The sequence below is a fragment of the Sphingobacterium corticibacter genome (assembly GCF_003076635.1).
In the GTDB taxonomy this organism is placed as follows: domain Bacteria; phylum Bacteroidota; class Bacteroidia; order Sphingobacteriales; family Sphingobacteriaceae; genus Sphingobacterium; species Sphingobacterium corticibacter.
Genome location: NZ_QDKG01000001.1, coordinates 606064 through 626563 on the forward strand (window position 1 = coordinate 606064; position 20500 = coordinate 626563).

Genomic DNA, 20500 nt, shown 5'->3' on the forward strand with positions numbered 1-20500 from the left:
AATAGTTTTAGCTAAGCGTGTTTAAACATTTTTTATAGGGGAAATTATCGGTTTTTCAGCCTTCTCCCCACCGTGGAATCTATTATGTCGGCATAATAGTGGCTGTAGTTATTTACTCCTGTGTAGCGTGTCTTTCCAGTTGTGTCTCGGCCATATCATTATTCACTATAAATGAAAAACGATCCACACATTCTGGTTCCTCGTTGCTATCGTGTGCTCCAGTCAAAGCAAAATAGGATCCGGAGATTTTTAAATCATTATTCTCAAGTGATCTCTGGATATTAAGTGCCAGAAATCCGAATCGGTTATCACAATAATTTTCTAAGGTCACTTTTCCATACTTTGCAGTGAGGGGAGAGACGGTCGAATCAGTCTTCGTAGCCACTTGGTGCAGGTCGGCATAGCCTCCAGCTCCAGCCACGATATACGGCACATCCTTATTGGGATAATGCTTTACAAACCGTTGATAATTATGGACATGCCCGCTAAACACCGCATCAGGTAGGATGTCGATTTCTTCAAAGGCTTCATCCAACAGCTCGATCATGGGTGTGCTAGAGCCATGGTTGCTATCGGCAGAGTATGGCGCATGATGCAAGCAGATCAGCAATGCTTGCTTTTCGGGATGCGCTTTGGCTCGTTTAAGTTCTTCCTTAAACCACGCTTTTTGAGTAGCGTCAATCATTCCATGTTTGTTGATGTTTCCATACAAACCAATGATTCGTGCCAATGGAGTTTCCAAAGTCCAATACACATGTGGTTGTGTGCCTGTTAGTCTTTTGCTGTTTTGTCCGAAACGGATCGGCATCCGTTCTTTACTGCAAAATACATGTGTAAATGCATCTAGACTCTCATAGGGTTCGGCCATTGGATTAATATCGCCGTCATGATTGCCTGGTATCGCAAAAATAGGGGCTTCGTAAGCTTCATAGTGGGACAAAAACTGATGATGATATTCGGAAGCTTCGCCATGATTGTATACCACATCGCCCAAATGATACAGAAAGGCGGGAGATTCTTCGCTCTCCGTACGATGCCTATTAATGCTTGCTGCCAATACCGACTGGAAAGGAGAATGTCTAGCGCTACCGGTATCGCCGACCAAGTGAAATGTCATCGAATCCGTCACTTTTTCTAATTGCTCATCTGTCAGCAATTTGCCTAATACCAAATTGTAAGGATAATTCCCAGATGGTGCAGGTAAAGGCTTAAAAGCATGTGCATCATCGACGATTCTGTTAAGAGATACGGGTGTAGTATATTTTGTTGATTTCGACATAGTGACCAGTTTGTTCTTCGCCTTTTAAGATATGTATATCTGATGTTATAAAAGAAAGATTTTCAAACGGGGAGAATGAAAATCTTTACTAACCAATTATAAACCTAAATTTTGATAGTACAAATGTACGTTACATATAGGTGCGTACGTTATTTTCTGTGTTAAATAATTGTGAAATATTTTTGTGTACAATTTTCCTTATGAAGTGCCACTATATCAGTTATCTAATTAGATTTTAGAGGTAAGTGCCTAAAAATTACTATATAATTAATATGTTGACAAGCTTGCTTGTTTGAATTTATTTTCACTTAAATGATATTTTATTAATTATTTATTACTAGCTTGCTCTTCATTGGGGTATGTGCCAGATTTATGTATAGGGAGAGTTTGCTTATAGGGATGGCTAACATTCCGCAAATGTATCGTGACATAAGAAAAGCACAGACGCTTCGGGTAAAGAAGTCATTAGTGTCACATTTTGCAATTTTGTGTACGAACTGAAGGAGATACGCGATTAACCAAATACGGAACCAAGCTCAGAATTACTGAGAATTAATCTTTACTTAGAACAACAGTTCGAGATTTTTTAAGAACAGACAGCAGACAGATCGTGATGTATTTATAGATATCCTGCTGGAAAAAATGACCTACAATGCCTACGATAAATATTCTATTTTGTATTATCCTGATGTGGGGGCAGGATAGCTAACCAAATTCAGAGTACACTTATCGATACGTAACTGTTCGATAACGTTATGGATTTGGCGGGTATCTTTTTATCGATTTTTAATGAATTGCAGCAGATAAAAAAACGGTGCAAAGTTCAAAACTTTGCACCGTTCCTGTTTAAAACCATTCCACTATTTAATGGCTAGTGTTTAATATTCAGGTTACTCAATCATCCAGCGGAGCAAACTTGCCCCCCAAGAGAATCCAGCACCAAAAGCAGTGAGCATCACCAAATCACCTTTATTCAATTTCTTTACGTTTTCCCAAATACAGAGTGGGATAGTAGCTGCAATGGTATTTCCTAGATACTCAATGTTAGAAAGCGTCTTGCCTTCTTCGATATTGATTTCTTTACCTACTGCGTCAATGATGCGTTTATTGGCTTGGTGTGGTACTAGCCAGCGCACATCTTCGACGGTTAGATTATTTCTGCTCAACACATGCTTGCAGGCATCGCTCATAGACTGAATCGCTTGCTTAAATACTACTTTGCCGTCTTGACGAATGTATTTTCTTTCGTTTTCAACGATTACATCGCCGTTAAACGGATACAATGAACCACCAGCTTCAATATTCAAATATTCTTTACCAATACCATTGCTTTGCAAGAACGCATCCATAATACCTTCTTCTTGCGTAGGTTCTAGCCAGACGACACCAGCGCCATCTCCAAAAAGGATATTGGTAGATCTATCTTCAATATTTACGAAAGAACTGATATTGTCTGCACCTACAACAACGACATTGCGGTAGCGATTCGTTTCAACTAGTGAAGCCCCTAAATCTAACGCATAGAGGAAGCCAGAACAGGCTGCATTTACGTCGAATGCCCAAATATTAGTAAGCCCCAATTTTTCAGCAATTAAGTTGGCGGTTGCGGGCATTAACATATCGGGTGTAGAGGTAGCGACCAATATCGCATCAATATCCGAGATATTGCGCTTGTACTCTGCCACCATATTACGTATAGCAGCCACGGCCATATCCGAAGTAGCCAGATCTTTATCTAAGATGCGTCGTTCTTTGATTCCAGTACGTTTTACAATCCATTCGTCGGAGGTAGCACACGCTTGCTCCAAATCATGATTTGTTCTTACTTGTTGGGGAAGGTAACCACCTATCGCTGTGATCGAAGCGTATTGTCTATTGTACATGCTCTGCAACTGTATCTCTCCTGTAAACGTTTATTCTTGTATAGTTATCGATTTTTGTGACGCAAATCTCTACGATTGTCCAGTATGCGTTATCATCTCAACTATAAGGAAGTGCATACTTACTTGCCTGTGCAAAAATACATGCAAATATCGTGAAAAGTTATTGTAAATCGTAAGTTATTTTTTTCTATGTCAAATATGGTCGTATCTAACATTATGGCTTGTATACCACTGTTTTGTCCTAATTTTGTATGGTATAATGTGCGATTTGGTTATCTAACCGACACGAACTATTACCTCAATTTGACTAATTAGCGATAGATATTGTTTGGATAAACATACCTGCTGTTCGCCAACTGGTTAAAATATTAAGGCTTGTTTTCGACGTGAGAAAACAAGCCTTATTATTTATTGGCGAATAGCAATAAAGTCTCAAAAATTATTTCTTGATTGCTGCTTCGTAACGGCGACTCACCTCAGGCCAGTTCACGATAGTCCAAAATGCGCCTAAATAATCCGCTCTTTTGTTCTGATATTTTAAGTAATAAGCATGCTCCCATACATCAATACCTAAAATTGGAGTACCCTTTTGCTCCGCGATATCCATTAAAGGGTTATCCTGGTTTGCAGTAGAAGAAACGAATAATTTACCTTTACTATCTACAGCCAGCCAAGCCCAGCCCGATCCAAAACGATCAGCACCCGCTTTATTTAATTGCTCTTTCAATTTGTCAATTGATCCAAAGTCTTTAGTGATTGCTGCCGCCAATGCTGCGGATGGTTTAGTGTCTTTATTTGGCGTCAGAATCGTCCAAAACAACTCGTGGTTGTAGTGCCCACCAGCATTGTTACGAAGGGCAGCAGAGCCAGTTGAAACTTTGGCAAGAATCTTTTCCAAGCTTTCTTTTTCCATGGCGGTACCTGCTACTGCTTTATTTAAGTTGGTGGTATATGCTGCGCCATGTTTCGAGTAGTGGATTTCCATCGTCTCCGCATCTACAGCACGCTCCAATGCATTGTAAGCATAAGGAAGTGGTGCTTGTTTGAATTGTGCTATGGCTGCTTGGCCCATCACCAAGGCCGATAGTAAAAACGTCGCTTTAAAAAAATTCATCATGTTCTAGTTTTTGTTTGTTATTTCAACAAATAAAGATAGGGATAGTTTTGTAGAAGATCCCTAATTTCCTTTACGAATTCTGCTCAAACTTACCTGGGTAACGCCTAAATACGAAGCGATAAATTTCAAAGGAATGCGCTGTATCAGTTGCGGATGCTCGGATAGTAGGGTGTTATACCGTTGAGTAGCAGAGAGAAGCTCTCGTGATATGGCACGGCGCTCAGCTTTTAGTAATTCGTATTCTGCTAACTTTCTGCCCCAGTTGGCCCAGTGAATATCTTGATGGTAAAGATTCTTTAAATCTGCCTTGGCAACTTGGTAGAGCTCACAATCTTCGATCAGCGCGATGTTTTCATAACTCGGTATATCCATCACATAGCTCGCCATCGATAGTACCGCTTCGCCTTCCTGACCAAACCAGAACGTAATCTCGCCCTTTTCAGTTTCGGCGTATGCGCGCACCACTCCGCGTTTGATCAAATAGAGAAAAGGCTCTTGTCGATCTGCTCGCATCAGGATATGTCCTTTTTTGAGCTTGATCAAACTGATCTTCTCTTCTAGTCGTGCGACAGAGTCGTGCGGCAAAGGATGGATCTTTTCCAATAATAGTGTCAGGCTACTCATGTGGATATGAATTAGTGAAGCTTGTCGTCAGATTTGGTACTAAAACCGTCCGGTATATCGCGTTTATTCCCGTCTCTTATTGCATTATAGTGCGGTGAAAGCAATTCAATATCAGCTTCGTGAAATACATCCGTCAAACTTTTGTGCAATTCCGAATAAATCTGCGCTTGTTTATTTGGGTGTTTGGTGTAGGCATTGATTTGGTACGTGATGTAAAAATCATCCAAACTATTCTGCAAGACAAATGGAGCGGGTTCCGTCTCGATAAATTCTACTCGTAGTGCAGCTTTTTTAGCTAGTTCGTGTACTATCTGCCAACGCGTTTCGTAAGACATCGTCAAGTTGGTATGTATAATCAAGCCCTTTTCTTGCGAATCTGCACTGTAGTTGATTGTGTGGCTGTTCATTACCTGTGAATTTGGTACAGAAATAACCTCATTTTTGGTCGTGCGAATACGCGTGACAAGTAAGGATTTTTCGATGATATCACCACTAAGATCGCCAATTTTTACGCGATCGCCCAGCGAGAATGATCGCATATACGTAAGCACCAATCCGGCGACAATGTTTCCTAATGCACCAGCGGAGCTGAATGTGAAAAGCACACCAATAAAAACCGATACGCCCTTGAAAATCGAGGAATCTGATCCCGGTAAATAGGGGAAGATCACAATCATCAGAAAAGCTAATAGCAATACGCGTAAAATATGATAGGTAGGCAATGCCCAATCTGGAAAAAAACCAGGGATATGCAGTGCACCGGTACGCAATTCGCCAGCAAAGAACTTTAATATTTTGAGTGCATAGCGAAACACCACACATATTACAATAATCGTAATGAGATTGGGGAAATACGCCACGATCGAAGCGCCCATATCCCGCAGCGGATTCAGAAAATAACCGAGCAATACCGGCGTGTAACCGCGCGTGCTCGGAAATAAATTGAGCATCATCGGCAGAGCCAAATAGATCGCCGTAAGAATCAACATCCATTTCACAGCCGTGATGATGATCCACAAAATGCGGACTTGTCGTGCAGGAGATATCAGCTGATAGCCACGGACTTGAACGCCTTGTATTCTTTTCCCGCGATTCACGATTAGCTTCCGTCGCGTCCAAGTCGCTAATCGGCTCATACCGATCACGAGTAACGACAATACCGTGATGATCAGCGCGGCTCGTGATAAGGAGATCAGTAGATTTTTTAGACTCGTCTCTTCCCGGTGCTTAATGATGCTGGCTTTGATTTCTTGCAATTTTATCGCCGCTAACGAAGCGATATCAATATTCGTCCACAACGCATCTTGATCATTGAAGCTAATAATCATCTGGTCATTCCAGGCAATGATCCAATTGTTTTCATTTTCCCAAGCGCGCAATGAGTCGACTTGAAAATCGAGATTGGCGGCCAGATTTCGAATGCGTTCTTCAATCGCCATCGCGCGATCTTTGGCGGTGTAACTACCTAAGCTGGTGTATATCCTAAATATAGTATCTCTAAACGGGATGACCGGTACACCATCGTTAAGCAGCTTGAGCGAATCCACCTTTTGCTTTCTGCGAGCCAATAAAATGGAATCCCGACTTTGCAGCACGCGCAATTCTGCTACCAAACGCTGGTTTTCTTGCCGATCGTTCAATTGCAAACTGAGCAACTGATTTTCGAGCGCCAATCGTTTTACGGAATCGCGACGTTGTTGTTCCATCAGCTGCATCAGATCCACCGAACGTTGGTTGATCGCCGTAACTGTATCAGCACGGGATTGCAGCGTATCTTGACTTGGCTGCTGTAATCCGTATGCTATCGCAAAGCAAAAAGAGAAAAGAAAGGCAATGAAAATTTTGGTACTAGTTGTCATACAAGGTATATGCCGAATGGTGAACGCTAGATTCTGCCGTAAAAGTACAACATTTCAAACATTCGGCACAAACCTGTACTGATTTGTTTAGCGCTTTATCATGGTGCGGAAAGTTAGATTTACACGCGGACTGTTTACTTTTTTAGTAGGTGGAAGTCGGTGCAGCCAATGCTGCTGTGTCGTGCCAGACATCACCAGCAAACTGCCATGTTCCAGCTGAATATCGATCTTTTCCTTAGATTCCTTGTGCTTAAAGCAGAATTTGCGCTGCGCGCCAAAACTTACGGATGCAATAGCTCCATGCTTCTTCAACTCCGTTTCGCCATCGCTATGCCAAGCCATGCCTTCGCTACCATCATGATATAGATTCAATAGGCAGGAATTAAATGTTTCGCCGGTAAGTTGTTCTACCTGTTGCTTGATCTTTAATAGTGCTGGCGTCCAAGCTAGGGCACGTTTGGTGGTATTCGAATAAGTGTAGTCGAATGCTTGATCGCCGTACCAAGCTACTTTTCTCTTCGTGATGATATGTTTTCCAAAGATCACGGCTTCGTCGTTTTTCCACGCAATATTCGCGAGAAGCTCTTTCAAAAAGTCGTCCGCTTCTTGTGGCGTGCAGATCACACCATAATATACACTGCTACCGTCCCTTGGTAAATATTCTATTGGTTTTGCGCTGCTTCCCATCCGATGATTGCTTTTTTTCTGTTTGTTCCCCACATGTATCCGCCAATGCCGCCTGTGGTCTGAATGACGCGGTGGCAAGGTATTAAAAACGCAATTGGATTTCTTCCGATTGCGGTGCCTACCGCTCTGTGCGCCAAAGGCGTCCCGATAGCATGCGCAATTTTTCCGTAGCTAGACAATGATCCTGACGGAATCTCTAATAAACATTGCCACACTTTAAGTTGAAAATTCGTGCCTTTCAGGTGCAGCTTTATTTGTGGCATATCTGTCCAATCATATTGAAAGATTTCCAGTGCCTTCGCCTGCATATCATTCTGCCTCGCGGTGAATGTGGCTTGTGGAAATTGGGCGATTAATTGCTGTAGATCTGCTTCTGCCTCTTCGGCAATGAAGCTGAGATGGCAAATGCCTTTGTTTGTGTTTGCGATCAGCACTTCTCCGAACGGAGTGGCATTTACCTGATAGTCAATCTGCAAATTTTTGCCACCATTTTTATATTCTGCGGGTGTCATCCCTTCCAATTGTATGAATAGATCGTGCAATCGGCTGGTGCTGGACAAACCAGTCGCTTCGGCAGTTTCCCACAAGGTTGCCCGCTTTTTGCTCAATAATTCTTTCGCATAGTTTATGCTAATGTATTGCAAGAATCGTTTTGGTGTAGTGCCCGCCCATTCGGCAAAAAGCCGCTGAAAATGAAAAGGACTAAGGTGTACTTGTTCCGCGATTTCATCCAAACTAGGCTGCTTGCCATAATTCTCACTAATAAAAGCAATCGCTTTTTCAATGCGTTTAAAATTCACTACGGTCAAATTTTCCATGTCCTTAACGTATCTATAATCCAAAGTTCCGAAAGATACCACGTAAATAAAATCCGAAATTTGCTGAATTCCAAACACAATCCCTAATTTTGCAAGGAATTACTTTACTACTGTCATCCATTCCTTTCAATAATAATGAATATACCCGCCAAGCTCTACCGTTTCATTGATCAACTCAACAAATGGCGTATGCAAAAAATTTCGAACAGAAATTTTCTAATATTGGTCGCGTTGCTGGTGGGTATTGTTGGCGGATTGGCCGCAGCACTGCTGAAAGGGATGACACATGGTATTGCTGCATTTTTGCAAGATGAGGTGCGCTCGCAATACAAATACTATGTTTATCTCCTTTTTCCACTGGTCGGTATTTTGCTCAGTGTGGTGTATGTGCGAAGATTCATTCGCAAGAAAGAATTAGGGCATGGAATGACGCCGATCATGTATGCCATTTCCCGCAATTCGAGTAAGATTGAACCTCATAATATTTATTCGCAGATCGTCACGAGCGCCATTACCGTTGGTTTTGGCGGTTCCTCTGGTCTCGAAGCCCCTATTGCTTATTCGGGCGCTGCGATTGGATCAAATATGGGTCGTTTCTTTGGTCTGAGTTATCGCGAAGTCACGTTACTATTAGCTTGTGGTGCGGCTGCCGGTATTTCTGGCGCTTTTAATAGTCCGGTGGCAGGTATGATTTTCGCCATCGAAATCCTACTTCCAGAGTTTTCGATTCCCGTATTTATTCCCTTATTGATCTCAACCGCGACGGCAGCCGTGATTTCACGTTCCATTTATAGCGAGCCTTTATTTCACTTGGTTACCGACGATTGGGTCTTTAGTGCGTTATTTTTCTATGTTTTGCTCGCATTTATTGTAGGTGGTTTTTCTGTTTATTTTGCAAAACTCGCCGGCTGGTTGCGCCTGCAGTACAATAAAATACATAATCCGTACCGTAAGGTTTGGATCAGTGGAATCAGTCTTGGTGTATTGATCTTCATTTTTCCAGCACTTTATGGCGAGGGATATTTGGCGATTCAGCAAATTCTTGATGGCAATCATTTGGCCATGTTACAGAATAGCATATTTGCGGAGTACAGTCAGACAGGTATTATGGTGGTGATATTTGCACTGTGTACCGTTTTTGCCAAAACATTTGCGGCACTTATTACCTTAAATGGTGGTGGTAATGGTGGCGTCTTTGGCCCAAGCTTGGTCGTCGGCGGTTTGTTGGGATTTGCCTTTTCTTATGGTTTGAACCTGACGGGAATGGTGGACTTGAATGTGGCGAATTTTACCGTAGCCGGAATGGCTGGGGCGCTAGCTGGCATGATGCATGCACCATTAACAGCTATCTTCTTGATCGCCGAAATCACGGGTGGTTATGCCTTGATGGTGCCTTTAATGTTGGTTACGGCAATTGCTTACCTCATCAACCGCGTGGTACTCAAGCATTCCATCTATACCAAAGGATTGGCAGAACAAGGCGATTTGATTAGTCATGAAGATAAGGATCGTACGGTGCTCAGCATGATGAAGCTTCGCTATGTGTTGGAGAATAATTTTACCATCCTACGCCCTGATGAATATCCACAAGATAGAAGTCATGATATCATCCACACGAAACGCAACATCTTTCCGGTAGTGGGGGAGGATGGTAAGTTTTTGGGCGTCATCTATAGTGAGCGTTTGCTAGAAATCCTGCTTGGAGAACAGCCAGAAGGATTGAAAAAGACGATGGCGGAGTTGGCAGAAAAACCCATCGATACCGTATCGCTCGATGCCAACATGGAGCTGGTCATGCAAAAAATGAATCGGGAAGATGTATGGATTTTACCAGTATTGGATGCCAGCGGCTTTTATCAAGGTTTCGTTTCCAAATCTGCAGTGTTCAATAAATACCGCGCATTACTGGTGCGACAAGCTTCTTACTTCGATCAATAGTAAGCGCATTTTCGGAGAGGAGGAAAGATCCTAAGACAGATAATCGCTCCCTGATCGTTTGTGCACTATGGTTTAGCGTTGATGGTATTTTCCTCGTATTGTAATCCCTTGGGATAATGCTTGGCTAGTGCATCTTGCCAATTTATTCCGGTGAGATTATCTTTTTTGCTCGTGCCCACTCCCGCAATATGCGACCAAATGCCATAGGTTGTAGCAGGATTATAGTCCAATAAATGTTCTTCGAAAAAAGATGCACTTTCTAACCAGGTATTATTGGTTTCTTGCAGTAAGTAAAGGGCTAATACGATGCGTGCCTCCGAAGGCAGATTGCCTGTGCTTCGCAAGATATGGATCGCTTGATCTATAAACGCTTGACCAGTCTTTCCTGCTTTCCAATCCATGTATTCTAATGCTTTTCCACTTTGCTCCGGCGGCGTACCTTGATGTCCGTGTAGTTTGAAATATACATTAGGATATTTCTTGAGCATAAAGCGATAGTAATCGCGCCAAAAAAGTCTTGCTGTTCGGCGTTCCAACCGTTTTTTATTGGTCGGCGTCATGGCCGCATGCAAGCGATGGTAGACCAAAACGGGCGACAGTGCACCGGTTGCCATGTAAGGTGATATCAAAGTAAAGTCGTGAAAACCTTTGTACGAATCGCTCAATATAACGTCTAGATTTTCCAATCCATGCTGCTCGCCGCCGATCAATTGCTTTTGTGATACTGTAGCGATCTCCTCGTTTGTAAATCCTAAATCCGACAAGGTCGGGATTTCTGTCGCTTCTAAATGTGTTGGGATTAGGATTTGATTAATTTCAGCCAGTGTTGGTCTTACTTGGCTTTCCCGCTCGACCTTCTTTTTGAAAAGAGCAAAGGAATCAGGAATATCGCGTACCGGAAAAGGAAGATCTTCCTTGTGATACATCGTATGACCGATGAAATGTTTTAGATTGATGCGATTGGATTGCCATAAGGAAGATTCAACAAGCTCTGAAATCTTTGTTTCACGCTGCGCAACCTCCCGATGGTGATATACCTCATCTGCATCGTACTTAGCCGCCAAACGTGGTATGATCTCTTCTGGATAGCCATGGTAAGTCATAAGATCGCCATGAAGGTCTCGCAGGCTTTGTTTGAAAGATTGCACGGTTTCCCTGATAAACTGCGCACGCAATACACCCGTATTTTTTCCGCCATATTTATTGGTGCTAAAATATCGGGGGTCGAAGCAATAAACCGGAATTACCACATCGGCTTTTTGTACGGCTTCGAGTAGAATCTCATTGTCGTGCAAACGTAGATCATTCCTGAACCAAACAAGAATAACTCTCCTTTTATCCATAAATTATGTGAATCTTACCAATCACAAATATAAGTTTTCAAGTGCGCAATCGCATTATACGTCTTATATTTGACACGATTTAGACATTGGTGAGTGCGTATTAATTCGTGATACTAATTATAGTAAAACAAATCGTTTCATACACGTGTTCTAATTTTGAAATTAATTCTACTTATAAAGTTCGTTAAGAACACTATTAAAATCAAAGTATGAGTATGCTTATCAGTGGACTTAATAGCTATTTGGGGAGGAGAGCGGCAAGTAATTTGGCTTCTGAAGATTGTCAGGTTTATGGCCTTATTCGCGACGCTAAGCTGTTTGAGTTAACCGGTTTTGAGCCGGTTACTGCTACTTTGTTGCCGGTCGATTTATTGCGAAAAGAACATTCATATACGGATTGCGCCGTTGCCAACCTTGATGTTGGGATCTGTTTTGCTCCCACTTCCAGTCTGGAAGATCAGGTAAGCCTGCAGGTAGAACTTACGCGTTTGAAAAACTTTATAACGCTTTTAAGAACAAATAGATGTAATCGCGTGGTTTACTTCGCACGTTTGGTTGATCAAAATTACATCCGTTATATTGAGCAACTGTTTACCGATTATGAGATTAACTATACTATCGTGATTTCCAATATTTCATTAGGAAAACACAGCTTGGCCGATCGCTATTTTAGACAATTGCTTAATGAAAAATACGTTTGGTACGATAAAGCAATGGCGAATGTAGAGTTTAGACCTATTGCGGCTTTGGACGTGTTGCGATGGATACGCACGATTGACTGGCAAAAGGATTTTATTAATCAGATATTAGAGCTTGGTGGGATTCAAAAAATGAGTGTACGAGAATTATTTCGACTCTATAAAAGTATTAATAAGGTCAGCAATGTGGGCATCGCTGTGCCGCATTTTATTTATTCCATCTTCTTTCAGTCTAGGAGAAAGCTTCATCAGGAGGATCACTTAGAAATAAAAAGGATGTTTCGCTATGAGTACCCGCTTGACAACTCGGCTTGGGCCAAACGTGTATCGTTTTCCTTTACGCCAATCGAGGAAGTTATTCTGAATGATCAGTAGGGTGTTCTTTCGTTAGCAGGAAGGGAAGTGCATATTTTTTGCAGTTTTTTAAGATGGCGGAGATTATCCTGCTATTTTTGTGTTGCCACAGATAATAAGATATGGGATACAAAAGTTTAGCGGATTGCGTCGCCGATTTAGAACAGCATGGTCATCTGATTAGGGTAAAAGAAGAAGTCGATCCTTACTTAGAAATGGCCGCTATACATATGCGGGTATACGATGTAGGCGGGCCTGCAATCTATTTCGAGCGCATCAAAGGAAGTCAATTTCCAGCAGTATCCAACTTGTTTGGTACGCTAGATCGATCCAAATTCATGTTTCGCGACTCATTAGCCAATGTAAAAAAGCTGGTAGATGTAAAGATGGATCCGATGTCGGTCGTCAAAAAACCTTTCTACTATGCCGGATCGGCGATGACCGCGCTTGGAGCGTTACCTTGGAAAAAGAAATCGAATGCGCCAATTTTACACGGGCGTACTAAAATCTCTGAGCTGCCACAAATCGTCAACTGGCCGATGGACGGTGGTGCATTTGTCACAATGCCGCAGGTATATACAGAAGATGCCGATCGCCCAGGAATTATGAATGCCAATCTAGGTATGTATCGTATTCAGCTTTCTGGTAATGATTATATTGCCGATCAAGAAATAGGTCTGCATTATCAATTGCATCGTGGAATTGGTGTTCATCAGACGAAAGCCAATGCATTGGGTCGCCCACTCAAAGTTTCCATCTTTGTCGGTGGGCCGCCATCACATCCACTTTCTGCCGTGATGCCACTGCCAGAAGGTTTGTCAGAAACGATCTTTGCCGGCGCATTAGGTAACAGAAGATTTCGTTATTTCTATGACGAAGAAGGATTTTGCATTTCTTCGGATGCTGATTTTGTAATTACAGGCACGGTGTATCCTAATGAAAACAAGCCCGAAGGACCTTTTGGTGATCATATCGGATATTATTCCCTAACGCACCCATTTCCGTTGATGAAAGTGCATCGGGTATATCACCGCAAAAATCCGATTTGGTCATTTACTGTCGTCGGGCGACCACCGCAAGAAGATACCAGTTTTGGTGCGCTGATTCATGAAATCACGGGATCTGCTATACCGCAGGAGATCAATGGTTTGCATGCGGTGCATGCGGTTGACGCCGCGGGTGTACATCCTTTATTATTTGCCATCGGTAGCGAACGTTATACGCCTTATCAGCAAGTGGAGCGACCGCAAGAACTGTTGACCATTGCGAATCAGATCTTGGGCAAAAATCAGCTCAGTCTCGCTAAATATTTATTCATTTCCTCGTACGATGACAATCCTCAGTTGGACATTCACGATGTGGTCGGTTATCTAAGCCACATTTTGGAAAGAATCGAGTGGGATAGAGATGTGCATTTTCAAACCAATACCACCATCGATACGCTAGATTACTCGGGTGATGGACTAAATGCCGGTTCGAAAGTGGTGTTTGCGGCGGTAGGTTCGCCAAAATATAAGCTAGCGACCGAGATCCCAGCTGGATTAGATTTTCCACGCCCATTCGGGCGCGCCAAAATGGCCTTGCCGGGTGTATTGATCGTAGAAGGTAGTGATTTCGAAAATTACGAATCAGAACAACAGAAAATAGATCATTGGTCTAAAGCAATTAATGCAGAGCAACTAAACGGAATTCGTTTAATTGTACTAGCAGACGATGCGGGTTTTGCTGCAGAGACGCCAGCCAATTTTGTCTGGGTTACCTTTACACGTAGCAATCCTTCGCATGATATTTATGGTGTAGATGCTTTTACGCGATTCAAACATTGGGGCTGTAACGGACCACTTATTATCGACGCGCGTACCAAACCACATCATGCACCGGCGTTGATCAAAGATCCTGATGTAGAACGCAGAGTGGATCAATTGGGTGCGAAGGGGGGATCATTGTATGGTATAATTTGATATTTGTTTCAAGTATTTTTGTAAAATGATGCGATCTGATTAACCTCTTTGTCTTTGTGTTGTAAATAATTCAACAAAAAGCCAAAAATGTTATGAATTTAATTTTTTAATCTGTTTCTTTGTTATAGAGTATTGACAAAAGAGTGTATTCGATTAAAATTTAAAATAGTATGTGCGGGATTATTGCAGCATTTGACATAAAGAAATCAGAAGAAACGCTGAGACCGCAGGTCTTAGAAATGTCTAAACGTATACGCCATAGAGGACCAGATTGGTCTGGTATATTTAGTTCTTCTAAAGCGCTATTAGCGCATGAGCGCTTGGCGATTGTGGATCCACAATCGGGTAGCCAGCCTTTGTACAGCGCAGACAAGCAAGTGGTGTTAGCCGTGAATGGTGAGATTTACAATCATCGTGAGTTGCGTGCTACTTTGCCCGATTATCCATTTGCTACACAGTCCGACTCAGAAGTTATCCTGGCTTTGTATTTAGAGCGTGGTGCATCTTTCTTAGCAGAGTTGAATGGTATTTTTGGATTTGCCTTGTACGACGCCCGCAACGATAGCTTTTTGATCGCTCGTGATCATATGGGGATCATTCCACTGTATTACGGCTATGATGATGATGAGCAACTATTTGTCGCATCTGAGTTGAAGTCTTTAGAAGGGTTTTGCACTAAAATCGAACAATTTCCTCCGGGACATTATATCTATAGCGCAGAAAGTACGGCTCCACAACGCTGGTATTCCAAAGATTGGGAATCATTTGATGCAGTATCTGAAAATAAAACTGATATTGATGAACTTAGACAAGCATTAGAGGATGCAGTACACCGTCAATTGATGTCGGATGTGCCTTATGGTGTATTGCTTTCTGGTGGTTTGGATTCTTCTGTTATCGCTGCGATTACCAAGAAATATGCATCCAAGCGTGTAGAATCTGACGATGCGGAAGAGGCGTGGTACCCACGTCTGCATTCGTTTGCTGTCGGCTTGCAAGGCGCACCGGATTTGATCGCTGCCAAGAAAGCTGCTGACCACATCGGTACGATTCACCATGAGATTAACTTTACTATTCAAGAAGGTTTGGACGCTATTCGTGACGTTATTTATCATTTGGAAACCTATGATGTGACCACGATTAGAGCATCTACGCCGATGTATCTACTGGCTCGTGTCATCAAGTCGATGGGTATCAAAATGGTGCTTTCAGGAGAAGGTTCTGATGAGTTATTTGGCGGCTACTTATATTTCCACAAAGCGCCTAATGCGCAAGAATTCCACGAAGAGACGGTACGCAAGCTCAAAAAATTATATCTCTATGATTGTTTGCGAGCCAACAAATCATTGGCTGCTTGGGGAGTTGAAGGTCGTGTTCCATTTTTAGATAAAGAGTTTATGGATGTAGCCATGCGGATCAATCCTTCGGATAAAATGATCAGAGATGGCCGTATGGAGAAATGGGTAGTACGTAAAGCATTTGAGGACTATCTGCCAGAAAGTATCGCTTGGAGACAGAAAGAACAATTTTCGGATGGTGTAGGTTATAGCTGGATAGACACGTTGAAGGCGCAGGCAGAAGCAAATGTGAGCGATGAAGCATTTGCAGCAGCAGCTGGCCGTTTTCCAATAAACACACCTAAGAATAAGGAAGAGTTTTATTACCGTACTATTTTTGAATCGCATTTCCCTTCGGAAGCGGCTGCAGGTACGGTGCCTTCTGTAAAATCAGTAGCCTGTAGTACGCCAGAAGCATTAGCTTGGGACGCTTCATTTCAGAATATGAATGACCCTTCTGGTCGTGCAGTAGCAAATGTACACAATGACAGTTACTCAAAAACACCTGAACAGGTAGTTTAAACTTAATCAATTGTTACTTTATAATTGGATGAACGAGCGCGATAGCGCTCGTTTTTTATTTTGAGCTATATAATTATATTAAATATTACAATTTTCTTCTTTAAGATATTTTTAGTTAAAATATTTTCTATATTTGATTATGATTAACGATTCGGAGAAAATTATAGAGCATTATCTGACAAGCAATAAAGTGGCGGTTACACTAGATGAGGCAGATCTACTTTTGTTGAGAAAAGTATTGTACGATTTTATTAAGGCCAAAGGTGATCTAGTCTCTACAAGTATGCTGTTGGCCTATTGCTCAAATACCTTAACGAGTAAAAATAGTTTTCCCAAAGATCTCGCGAAGGTGAGCAATAAGGCGCTAGCAATGATTCTACATATAGATTATGATGATGATACGAGTGAGTAGTTTTAAAACTCAGTAAATCATTGTTATACGAATTCTATTTGATTACCTCTGTAAGAAATGCCCACTCCGTAAATAAAACATGCCCATCAAAATTTAGCGTAACCATTTTCCAAACCATGCTTGTCTATTATCTCCAACATATGACTTAGTGGTTGCGAAAAGTTGTCTTTGTTTAAGTAACGATCCGCGAATTCGTACTTAGCTATAAAGCTGAATACAACTTTGTCATATGTCGAACGGTTCGAAGAATTTTTCGTTAGACTGTCCATATCTGATTCGATGGGATCCGCCGCCAGTAACCAACTATCCCATTCTTTCTTATTTATATGAATTAATGCCGCCAATGTAAAAATCAGGTGCTTAGGATAGGTGTGTTTAATTCTGATGTAATCAACAATTGCCGGCAGCAGACGCATTTTGAATTTTACGATCGTGTTTTGTGCTATGTCGCTCAAGTAATGCCGAAGGTAGGGGTTTTTAAAACGATCAAGCACTTCCTCCGTATATTGCTCAAGATTGTGTGCGGGGAATGATATGGTGGGCAATATCTCCTCTTGGATTGCTTTCAGAGTAAAGTTATGCGTAAATTCATTCTGCATGCAGTTTCCCACAGTTTCCAGATTTTGTAAACGGCCGATTTGAGCCATTATCGTATGTGCACCGTTTAGGATGCGTACTTTGCGAAGGCGGTAAGGAGTTAAATCATCCACAAGCACAATCTGATCTCTAAAATGATGAAAAGGGAAATGTTCGGCGAGCGCAGCATCTCCTTCTATCGCCCAGAAAAGGTAGGGCTCACAGATCGTGATCAGCTTATCCGTATAATCCAATTGTGTGGCATACTTTGCCTCATTCTCTTTTGGATATCCAGAGACGATACGATCGACTAGCGTATTATAAAACCGACTTTGGTTTAATAGCCAATCTACAAATTCATCCGCTAAATGCCACAATGCCGCGTATTGCAAGACAATCTCGCGAAGTACTTTTCCGTTGTTTTCTATCAGCTCACACGGGAGTATGAATAAGCCCTTTTCTGGGTCGCCATTAAAGAATACATACCTTTTGTATAGCAATGCGGTGAGTTTTGCGGCAAAGCTGTTATGTGGGCCATTTTCGAGATGCGCATCAGATGGATCAAAATAGATTCCGGCTTCCGTTGTGTTGGATACGATCAACTTTAATTCCGGTTCGGTGGCAAGATCTAAATAAGCTTCATAGCTATCATAAGGATTGATGAGGGTATTCGTGCAGGTGATTAATCTACTCTGCTGGACAACTTCTCCGTTTTTAATACCTTCCGTAAATAGCGTGAAAATACCATCTTGCTGCTGCAAATCGAGCATGCTCGAACCGGGACGATTTTTGACCACAGCAATACCTCCGTTGAAGCCTTGATCATTTAATTCATCGATAATATAATTAGCGAAGCCGCGCAGAAAATTTCCGGATCCAAATTGAAGTACTTTTGTAGGCAATAGGGATTTTGTAGCAATTTTACGGTTTAGGTTTTTCATCGTTTAATTCTTTAACATTAGTCTGTAGATCAAGCTGACTAGCGTATGTAGACCTTTTTATCTATTTAGCAAAATCAATGACCGCCTTCAGAACATCCGTATTTGCGTTTCTTAGCGATTCAAAATCCGATTCGATAGCGCTAAATGGAAGATAATGCGTGATGTATTTTTGAAGGTTGATCTTACCTTTTTGCAAACAATCTATTACAAAGTTAAAATCTTGTAAGGTGGCATTCCGACTACTCATGAGAGTCGCTTCGCGCTTATGGAACTCAGGATGACTAAAGCTTAAATGACTCTTTTGAATGCCAACCAGTACATAGCGACCTCCATGTGCCATATAAGAGAAGGCTCCTTCTAATACCTTATGGTTGCCAGTGGCATCTAATACAACTGTTGGCATATCTCCATTCGTCATGGTATTTAGCGATACCATCACATCTTCCTTTGTAGGATTTATAATGTCATCTACTTGGAGTGTATCTTTGGCATATTGAAGTCTGTTTTTATTCGTGTCCATCACGATGATCTTTTTTGCTTCCGCGACTTTTGCAAAATGGATTAGTCCAGCTCCGATTGGTCCAACACCCATAATCAAAACCGTATCTTGATCAGAAACCTGTGCTCTGCGAATTGCATGAGCAGCTATAGCAAGTGGTTCTACTACGACTAACTCTTCTAAAGACAACCCTTTCCCTGCAACGATGTACTCGTCTTTTACGATGATGTATTCGCTAAATCCACCATCAATATGCACCCCAAAGACCTGAATATTGGCGCAACAATTTGTGCGACCATGCCTACATGCGATACAGTTGCCACAATGAAAGTAAGGGATCACCGTGACCAGATCTCCAGCAGTCATCCCGGCTTTAGAACCGCTTACATACTCGGCGGCTAGCTCGTGTCCTAGTATTCTAGGATAATCAAAGAATGGTTGTGTACCTTCATACGCGTGAATATCGGTGCCACATATGCCGGCCAATTTAATTTTTAGCAAGGATTCGCCTTTGCGAGGTTCAGGTATTGGTTTATTGCGGGTCAATAGTTTATAGGGTTTTTCGCAAACTAGGTATTTCATTTTTTGGATAGTTGAGAGTAAAAAGTTAGACATTGTTCAGCATGAATTACAATGTTGACACAAAATAATGGCAATCCTGACCGATAAAATTTCATGAAATTGTCCTATTATTAAATGATATTATCATTTATGCCTACGGATATTCGTATTATGGGTGAATAATTTATTTTTGATAAAATGCTATAAACCTAATGAAGCCATTTCTTTTAAAATTAGCGTCTAACTCTGAGCGATCCTTTCATGTTAGGATCGATAAAACCCCTGATGTAAACAACATCTGGCATTATCACGCGGAATTGGAATTGATTTATGTGAAGAAGGGTAGCGGAACCCAATTTATTGGTGACGATGTACGACCTTTTAAAGCAGGTAATGTCATATTAGTAGGGAGTAATCTGCCTCATTATTGGCAATATGCAGATCACTATTTTAAAGATATCGATAGCGAACCTTTGGAAGTTTTTGTAGTGCATTTCAACAATATATGGGGCGAGGAGTTTCTAGAATTAGCCGAAAATAGGGCGCTGCAACTTGTACTTGAAGCTGCTAAACGAGGTATACAAATTGAAACGCTAAATGAAGGACGCCTACCTGAAGTGATTGAAGCTATTGCGTTAGGATCCGACAGTCGGAAGATCCTCAATTTGATGGATGCGCTGTTACTCATTTCGGAAAGTACTGCTAAAAAATACCTGGCTTCGGAGGGTTTTAACAATCAATTGGTTAAGTCTGAAATGGATCGCATGCAGGCTATCTTCAATTTCACGCTAAACCATTATCATAGTCGGGTTAATCTAGACGACATTGCTAATGTCGCAAAGATGAGTCGTGGCGCATTTTGCAAATTTTTTAAGGCAAAAACGGGAAAAACCTATTCTAGATTTATTAACGAAATACGCATTGGCAATGCTTGTCGATTACTTATTGAAGGGCATTTAAGCGTGAAAGAAATATGTTACGAAGTGGGGTTCAATAATTTTGTGAGCTTTCATGCCTTTTTCAAGAATATCAAGGGGAAAACTCCCGTGCAGTACCAAAAGGCTTATCTACAATAAAAAAATAAAGACTAC

Annotated in this window: 16 protein-coding genes; 6 read left to right on the plus strand and 10 right to left on the minus strand. The window is 41.7% G+C overall.

Annotated elements, in window-relative coordinates; all coding sequences use genetic code 11:
- Positions 1 to 112: 112 nt before the first annotated feature.
- The 7 genes from DC487_RS02590 to DC487_RS02620 form a co-directional block, all read right to left on the minus strand.
- Complete coding sequence (locus DC487_RS02590; protein WP_116774381.1) at positions 113 to 1279, minus strand: metallophosphoesterase family protein; 1167 nt, start codon at positions 1277 to 1279, stop codon at positions 113 to 115.
- Positions 1280 to 2169: 890 nt separating this feature from the next.
- Complete coding sequence (locus DC487_RS02595) at positions 2170 to 3162, minus strand: beta-ketoacyl-ACP synthase III (protein WP_116774382.1); 993 nt, start codon at positions 3160 to 3162, stop codon at positions 2170 to 2172.
- A 439-nt stretch (positions 3163 to 3601) separates the two neighbouring features.
- Positions 3602 to 4234 carry a superoxide dismutase gene (locus DC487_RS02600; protein WP_207774320.1) on the minus strand — a complete coding sequence of 211 codons (633 nt, stop codon included), beginning with the start codon at positions 4232 to 4234 and terminating at the stop codon, positions 3602 to 3604.
- A 105-nt stretch (positions 4235 to 4339) separates the two neighbouring features.
- Positions 4340 to 4903, minus strand: a complete 564-nt coding sequence (locus DC487_RS02605; protein ID WP_116774384.1) for a Crp/Fnr family transcriptional regulator — start codon at positions 4901 to 4903, stop codon at positions 4340 to 4342.
- A gap of 11 nt (positions 4904 to 4914) precedes the next feature.
- Positions 4915 to 6762: a mechanosensitive ion channel family protein gene (locus tag DC487_RS02610; RefSeq protein ID WP_116774385.1), complete on the minus strand. Its 1848-nt coding sequence runs from the start codon at positions 6760 to 6762 to the stop codon at positions 4915 to 4917.
- 87 nt (positions 6763 to 6849) lie between these two features.
- A complete protein-coding gene (locus DC487_RS02615; RefSeq protein WP_116774386.1) occupies positions 6850 to 7449 on the minus strand; it encodes an alpha-ketoglutarate-dependent dioxygenase AlkB family protein in 600 nt (199 codons plus the stop codon).
- Positions 7425 to 8267: a methylated-DNA--[protein]-cysteine S-methyltransferase gene (locus DC487_RS02620; protein WP_116775013.1), complete on the minus strand. Its 843-nt coding sequence runs from the start codon at positions 8265 to 8267 to the stop codon at positions 7425 to 7427. Before DC487_RS02620 ends, DC487_RS02615 begins: the two co-directional genes overlap by 25 nt.
- A gap of 135 nt (positions 8268 to 8402) precedes the next feature.
- On the opposite strand from DC487_RS02620, the gene DC487_RS02625 reads away from it, so the two are divergent.
- Entirely contained in the window at positions 8403 to 10205 is a 1803-nt protein-coding gene (locus DC487_RS02625; RefSeq protein ID WP_116774387.1) for a chloride channel protein, read from the plus strand.
- Between the two features lie 65 nt (positions 10206 to 10270).
- Here DC487_RS02625 and DC487_RS02630 read toward each other — a convergent pair whose 3' ends face one another.
- The gene (locus DC487_RS02630; protein WP_116774388.1) at positions 10271 to 11548 is read right to left on the minus strand and encodes a deoxyribodipyrimidine photo-lyase; all 1278 of its coding nucleotides are present in this window, start codon (positions 11546 to 11548) and stop codon (positions 10271 to 10273) included.
- A 209-nt stretch (positions 11549 to 11757) separates the two neighbouring features.
- Here DC487_RS02630 and DC487_RS02635 point away from each other — a divergent pair, with 209 nt between their 5' ends.
- The 4 genes from DC487_RS02635 to DC487_RS02650 all read left to right on the plus strand — a co-directional run bounded on the left by DC487_RS02635 (position 11758) and on the right by DC487_RS02650 (position 16832).
- A complete protein-coding gene (locus DC487_RS02635) occupies positions 11758 to 12621 on the plus strand; it encodes a Rossmann-fold NAD(P)-binding domain-containing protein (protein ID WP_133228334.1) in 864 nt (287 codons plus the stop codon).
- 101 nt (positions 12622 to 12722) lie between these two features.
- Positions 12723 to 14561: a UbiD family decarboxylase gene (locus tag DC487_RS02640; protein ID WP_116774390.1), complete on the plus strand. Its 1839-nt coding sequence runs from the start codon at positions 12723 to 12725 to the stop codon at positions 14559 to 14561.
- Positions 14562 to 14731: 170 nt separating this feature from the next.
- Entirely contained in the window at positions 14732 to 16420 is a 1689-nt protein-coding gene (asnB, locus tag DC487_RS02645) for an asparagine synthase B (RefSeq protein WP_116774391.1), read from the plus strand.
- Between the two features lie 139 nt (positions 16421 to 16559).
- Positions 16560 to 16832, plus strand: coding sequence for a hypothetical protein (locus DC487_RS02650; RefSeq protein ID WP_116774392.1), 273 nt, complete (start codon positions 16560 to 16562; stop codon positions 16830 to 16832).
- An 86-nt stretch (positions 16833 to 16918) separates the two neighbouring features.
- On the opposite strand, the gene DC487_RS02655 is transcribed toward DC487_RS02650, so the two are convergent.
- Positions 16919 to 18349 carry a tagaturonate reductase gene (locus DC487_RS02655; protein WP_116774393.1) on the minus strand — a complete coding sequence of 477 codons (1431 nt, stop codon included), beginning with the start codon at positions 18347 to 18349 and terminating at the stop codon, positions 16919 to 16921.
- 61 nt (positions 18350 to 18410) lie between these two features.
- Entirely contained in the window at positions 18411 to 19430 is a 1020-nt protein-coding gene (locus DC487_RS02660) for a zinc-binding alcohol dehydrogenase family protein (RefSeq protein WP_116774394.1), read from the minus strand.
- Between the two features lie 191 nt (positions 19431 to 19621).
- Here DC487_RS02660 and DC487_RS02665 point away from each other — a divergent pair, with 191 nt between their 5' ends.
- A complete protein-coding gene (locus DC487_RS02665) occupies positions 19622 to 20485 on the plus strand; it encodes an AraC family transcriptional regulator (RefSeq protein ID WP_116774395.1) in 864 nt (287 codons plus the stop codon).
- Positions 20486 to 20500 lie beyond the last annotated feature (15 nt).

Excerpts from the sequence above, each read along its gene's own strand:
- DC487_RS02590 (WP_116774381.1), bottom strand. The coding sequence starts at position 1,279 with ATGTCGAAATCAACAAAATATACTACACCCGTATCTCTTAACAGAATC.
- DC487_RS02595 (WP_116774382.1), bottom strand. The coding sequence starts at position 3,162 with ATGTACAATAGACAATACGCTTCGATCACAGCGATAGGTGGTTACCTT.
- DC487_RS02600 (WP_207774320.1), bottom strand. The coding sequence starts at position 4,234 with ATGGGCCAAGCAGCCATAGCACAATTCAAACAAGCACCACTTCCTTAT.
- DC487_RS02605 (WP_116774384.1), bottom strand. The coding sequence starts at position 4,903 with ATGAGTAGCCTGACACTATTATTGGAAAAGATCCATCCTTTGCCGCAC.
- DC487_RS02610 (WP_116774385.1), bottom strand. The coding sequence starts at position 6,762 with ATGACAACTAGTACCAAAATTTTCATTGCCTTTCTTTTCTCTTTTTGC.
- DC487_RS02615 (WP_116774386.1), bottom strand. The coding sequence starts at position 7,449 with ATGGGAAGCAGCGCAAAACCAATAGAATATTTACCAAGGGACGGTAGC.
- DC487_RS02620 (WP_116775013.1), bottom strand. The coding sequence starts at position 8,267 with ATGGAAAATTTGACCGTAGTGAATTTTAAACGCATTGAAAAAGCGATT.
- DC487_RS02625 (WP_116774387.1), top strand. The coding sequence starts at position 8,403 with ATGAATATACCCGCCAAGCTCTACCGTTTCATTGATCAACTCAACAAA.
- DC487_RS02630 (WP_116774388.1), bottom strand. The coding sequence starts at position 11,548 with ATGGATAAAAGGAGAGTTATTCTTGTTTGGTTCAGGAATGATCTACGT.
- DC487_RS02635 (WP_133228334.1), top strand. The coding sequence starts at position 11,758 with ATGAGTATGCTTATCAGTGGACTTAATAGCTATTTGGGGAGGAGAGCG.
- DC487_RS02640 (WP_116774390.1), top strand. The coding sequence starts at position 12,723 with ATGGGATACAAAAGTTTAGCGGATTGCGTCGCCGATTTAGAACAGCAT.
- asnB (WP_116774391.1), top strand. The coding sequence starts at position 14,732 with ATGTGCGGGATTATTGCAGCATTTGACATAAAGAAATCAGAAGAAACG.
- DC487_RS02650 (WP_116774392.1), top strand. The coding sequence starts at position 16,560 with ATGATTAACGATTCGGAGAAAATTATAGAGCATTATCTGACAAGCAAT.
- DC487_RS02655 (WP_116774393.1), bottom strand. The coding sequence starts at position 18,349 with ATGAAAAACCTAAACCGTAAAATTGCTACAAAATCCCTATTGCCTACA.
- DC487_RS02660 (WP_116774394.1), bottom strand. The coding sequence starts at position 19,430 with ATGAAATACCTAGTTTGCGAAAAACCCTATAAACTATTGACCCGCAAT.
- DC487_RS02665 (WP_116774395.1), top strand. The coding sequence starts at position 19,622 with ATGAAGCCATTTCTTTTAAAATTAGCGTCTAACTCTGAGCGATCCTTT.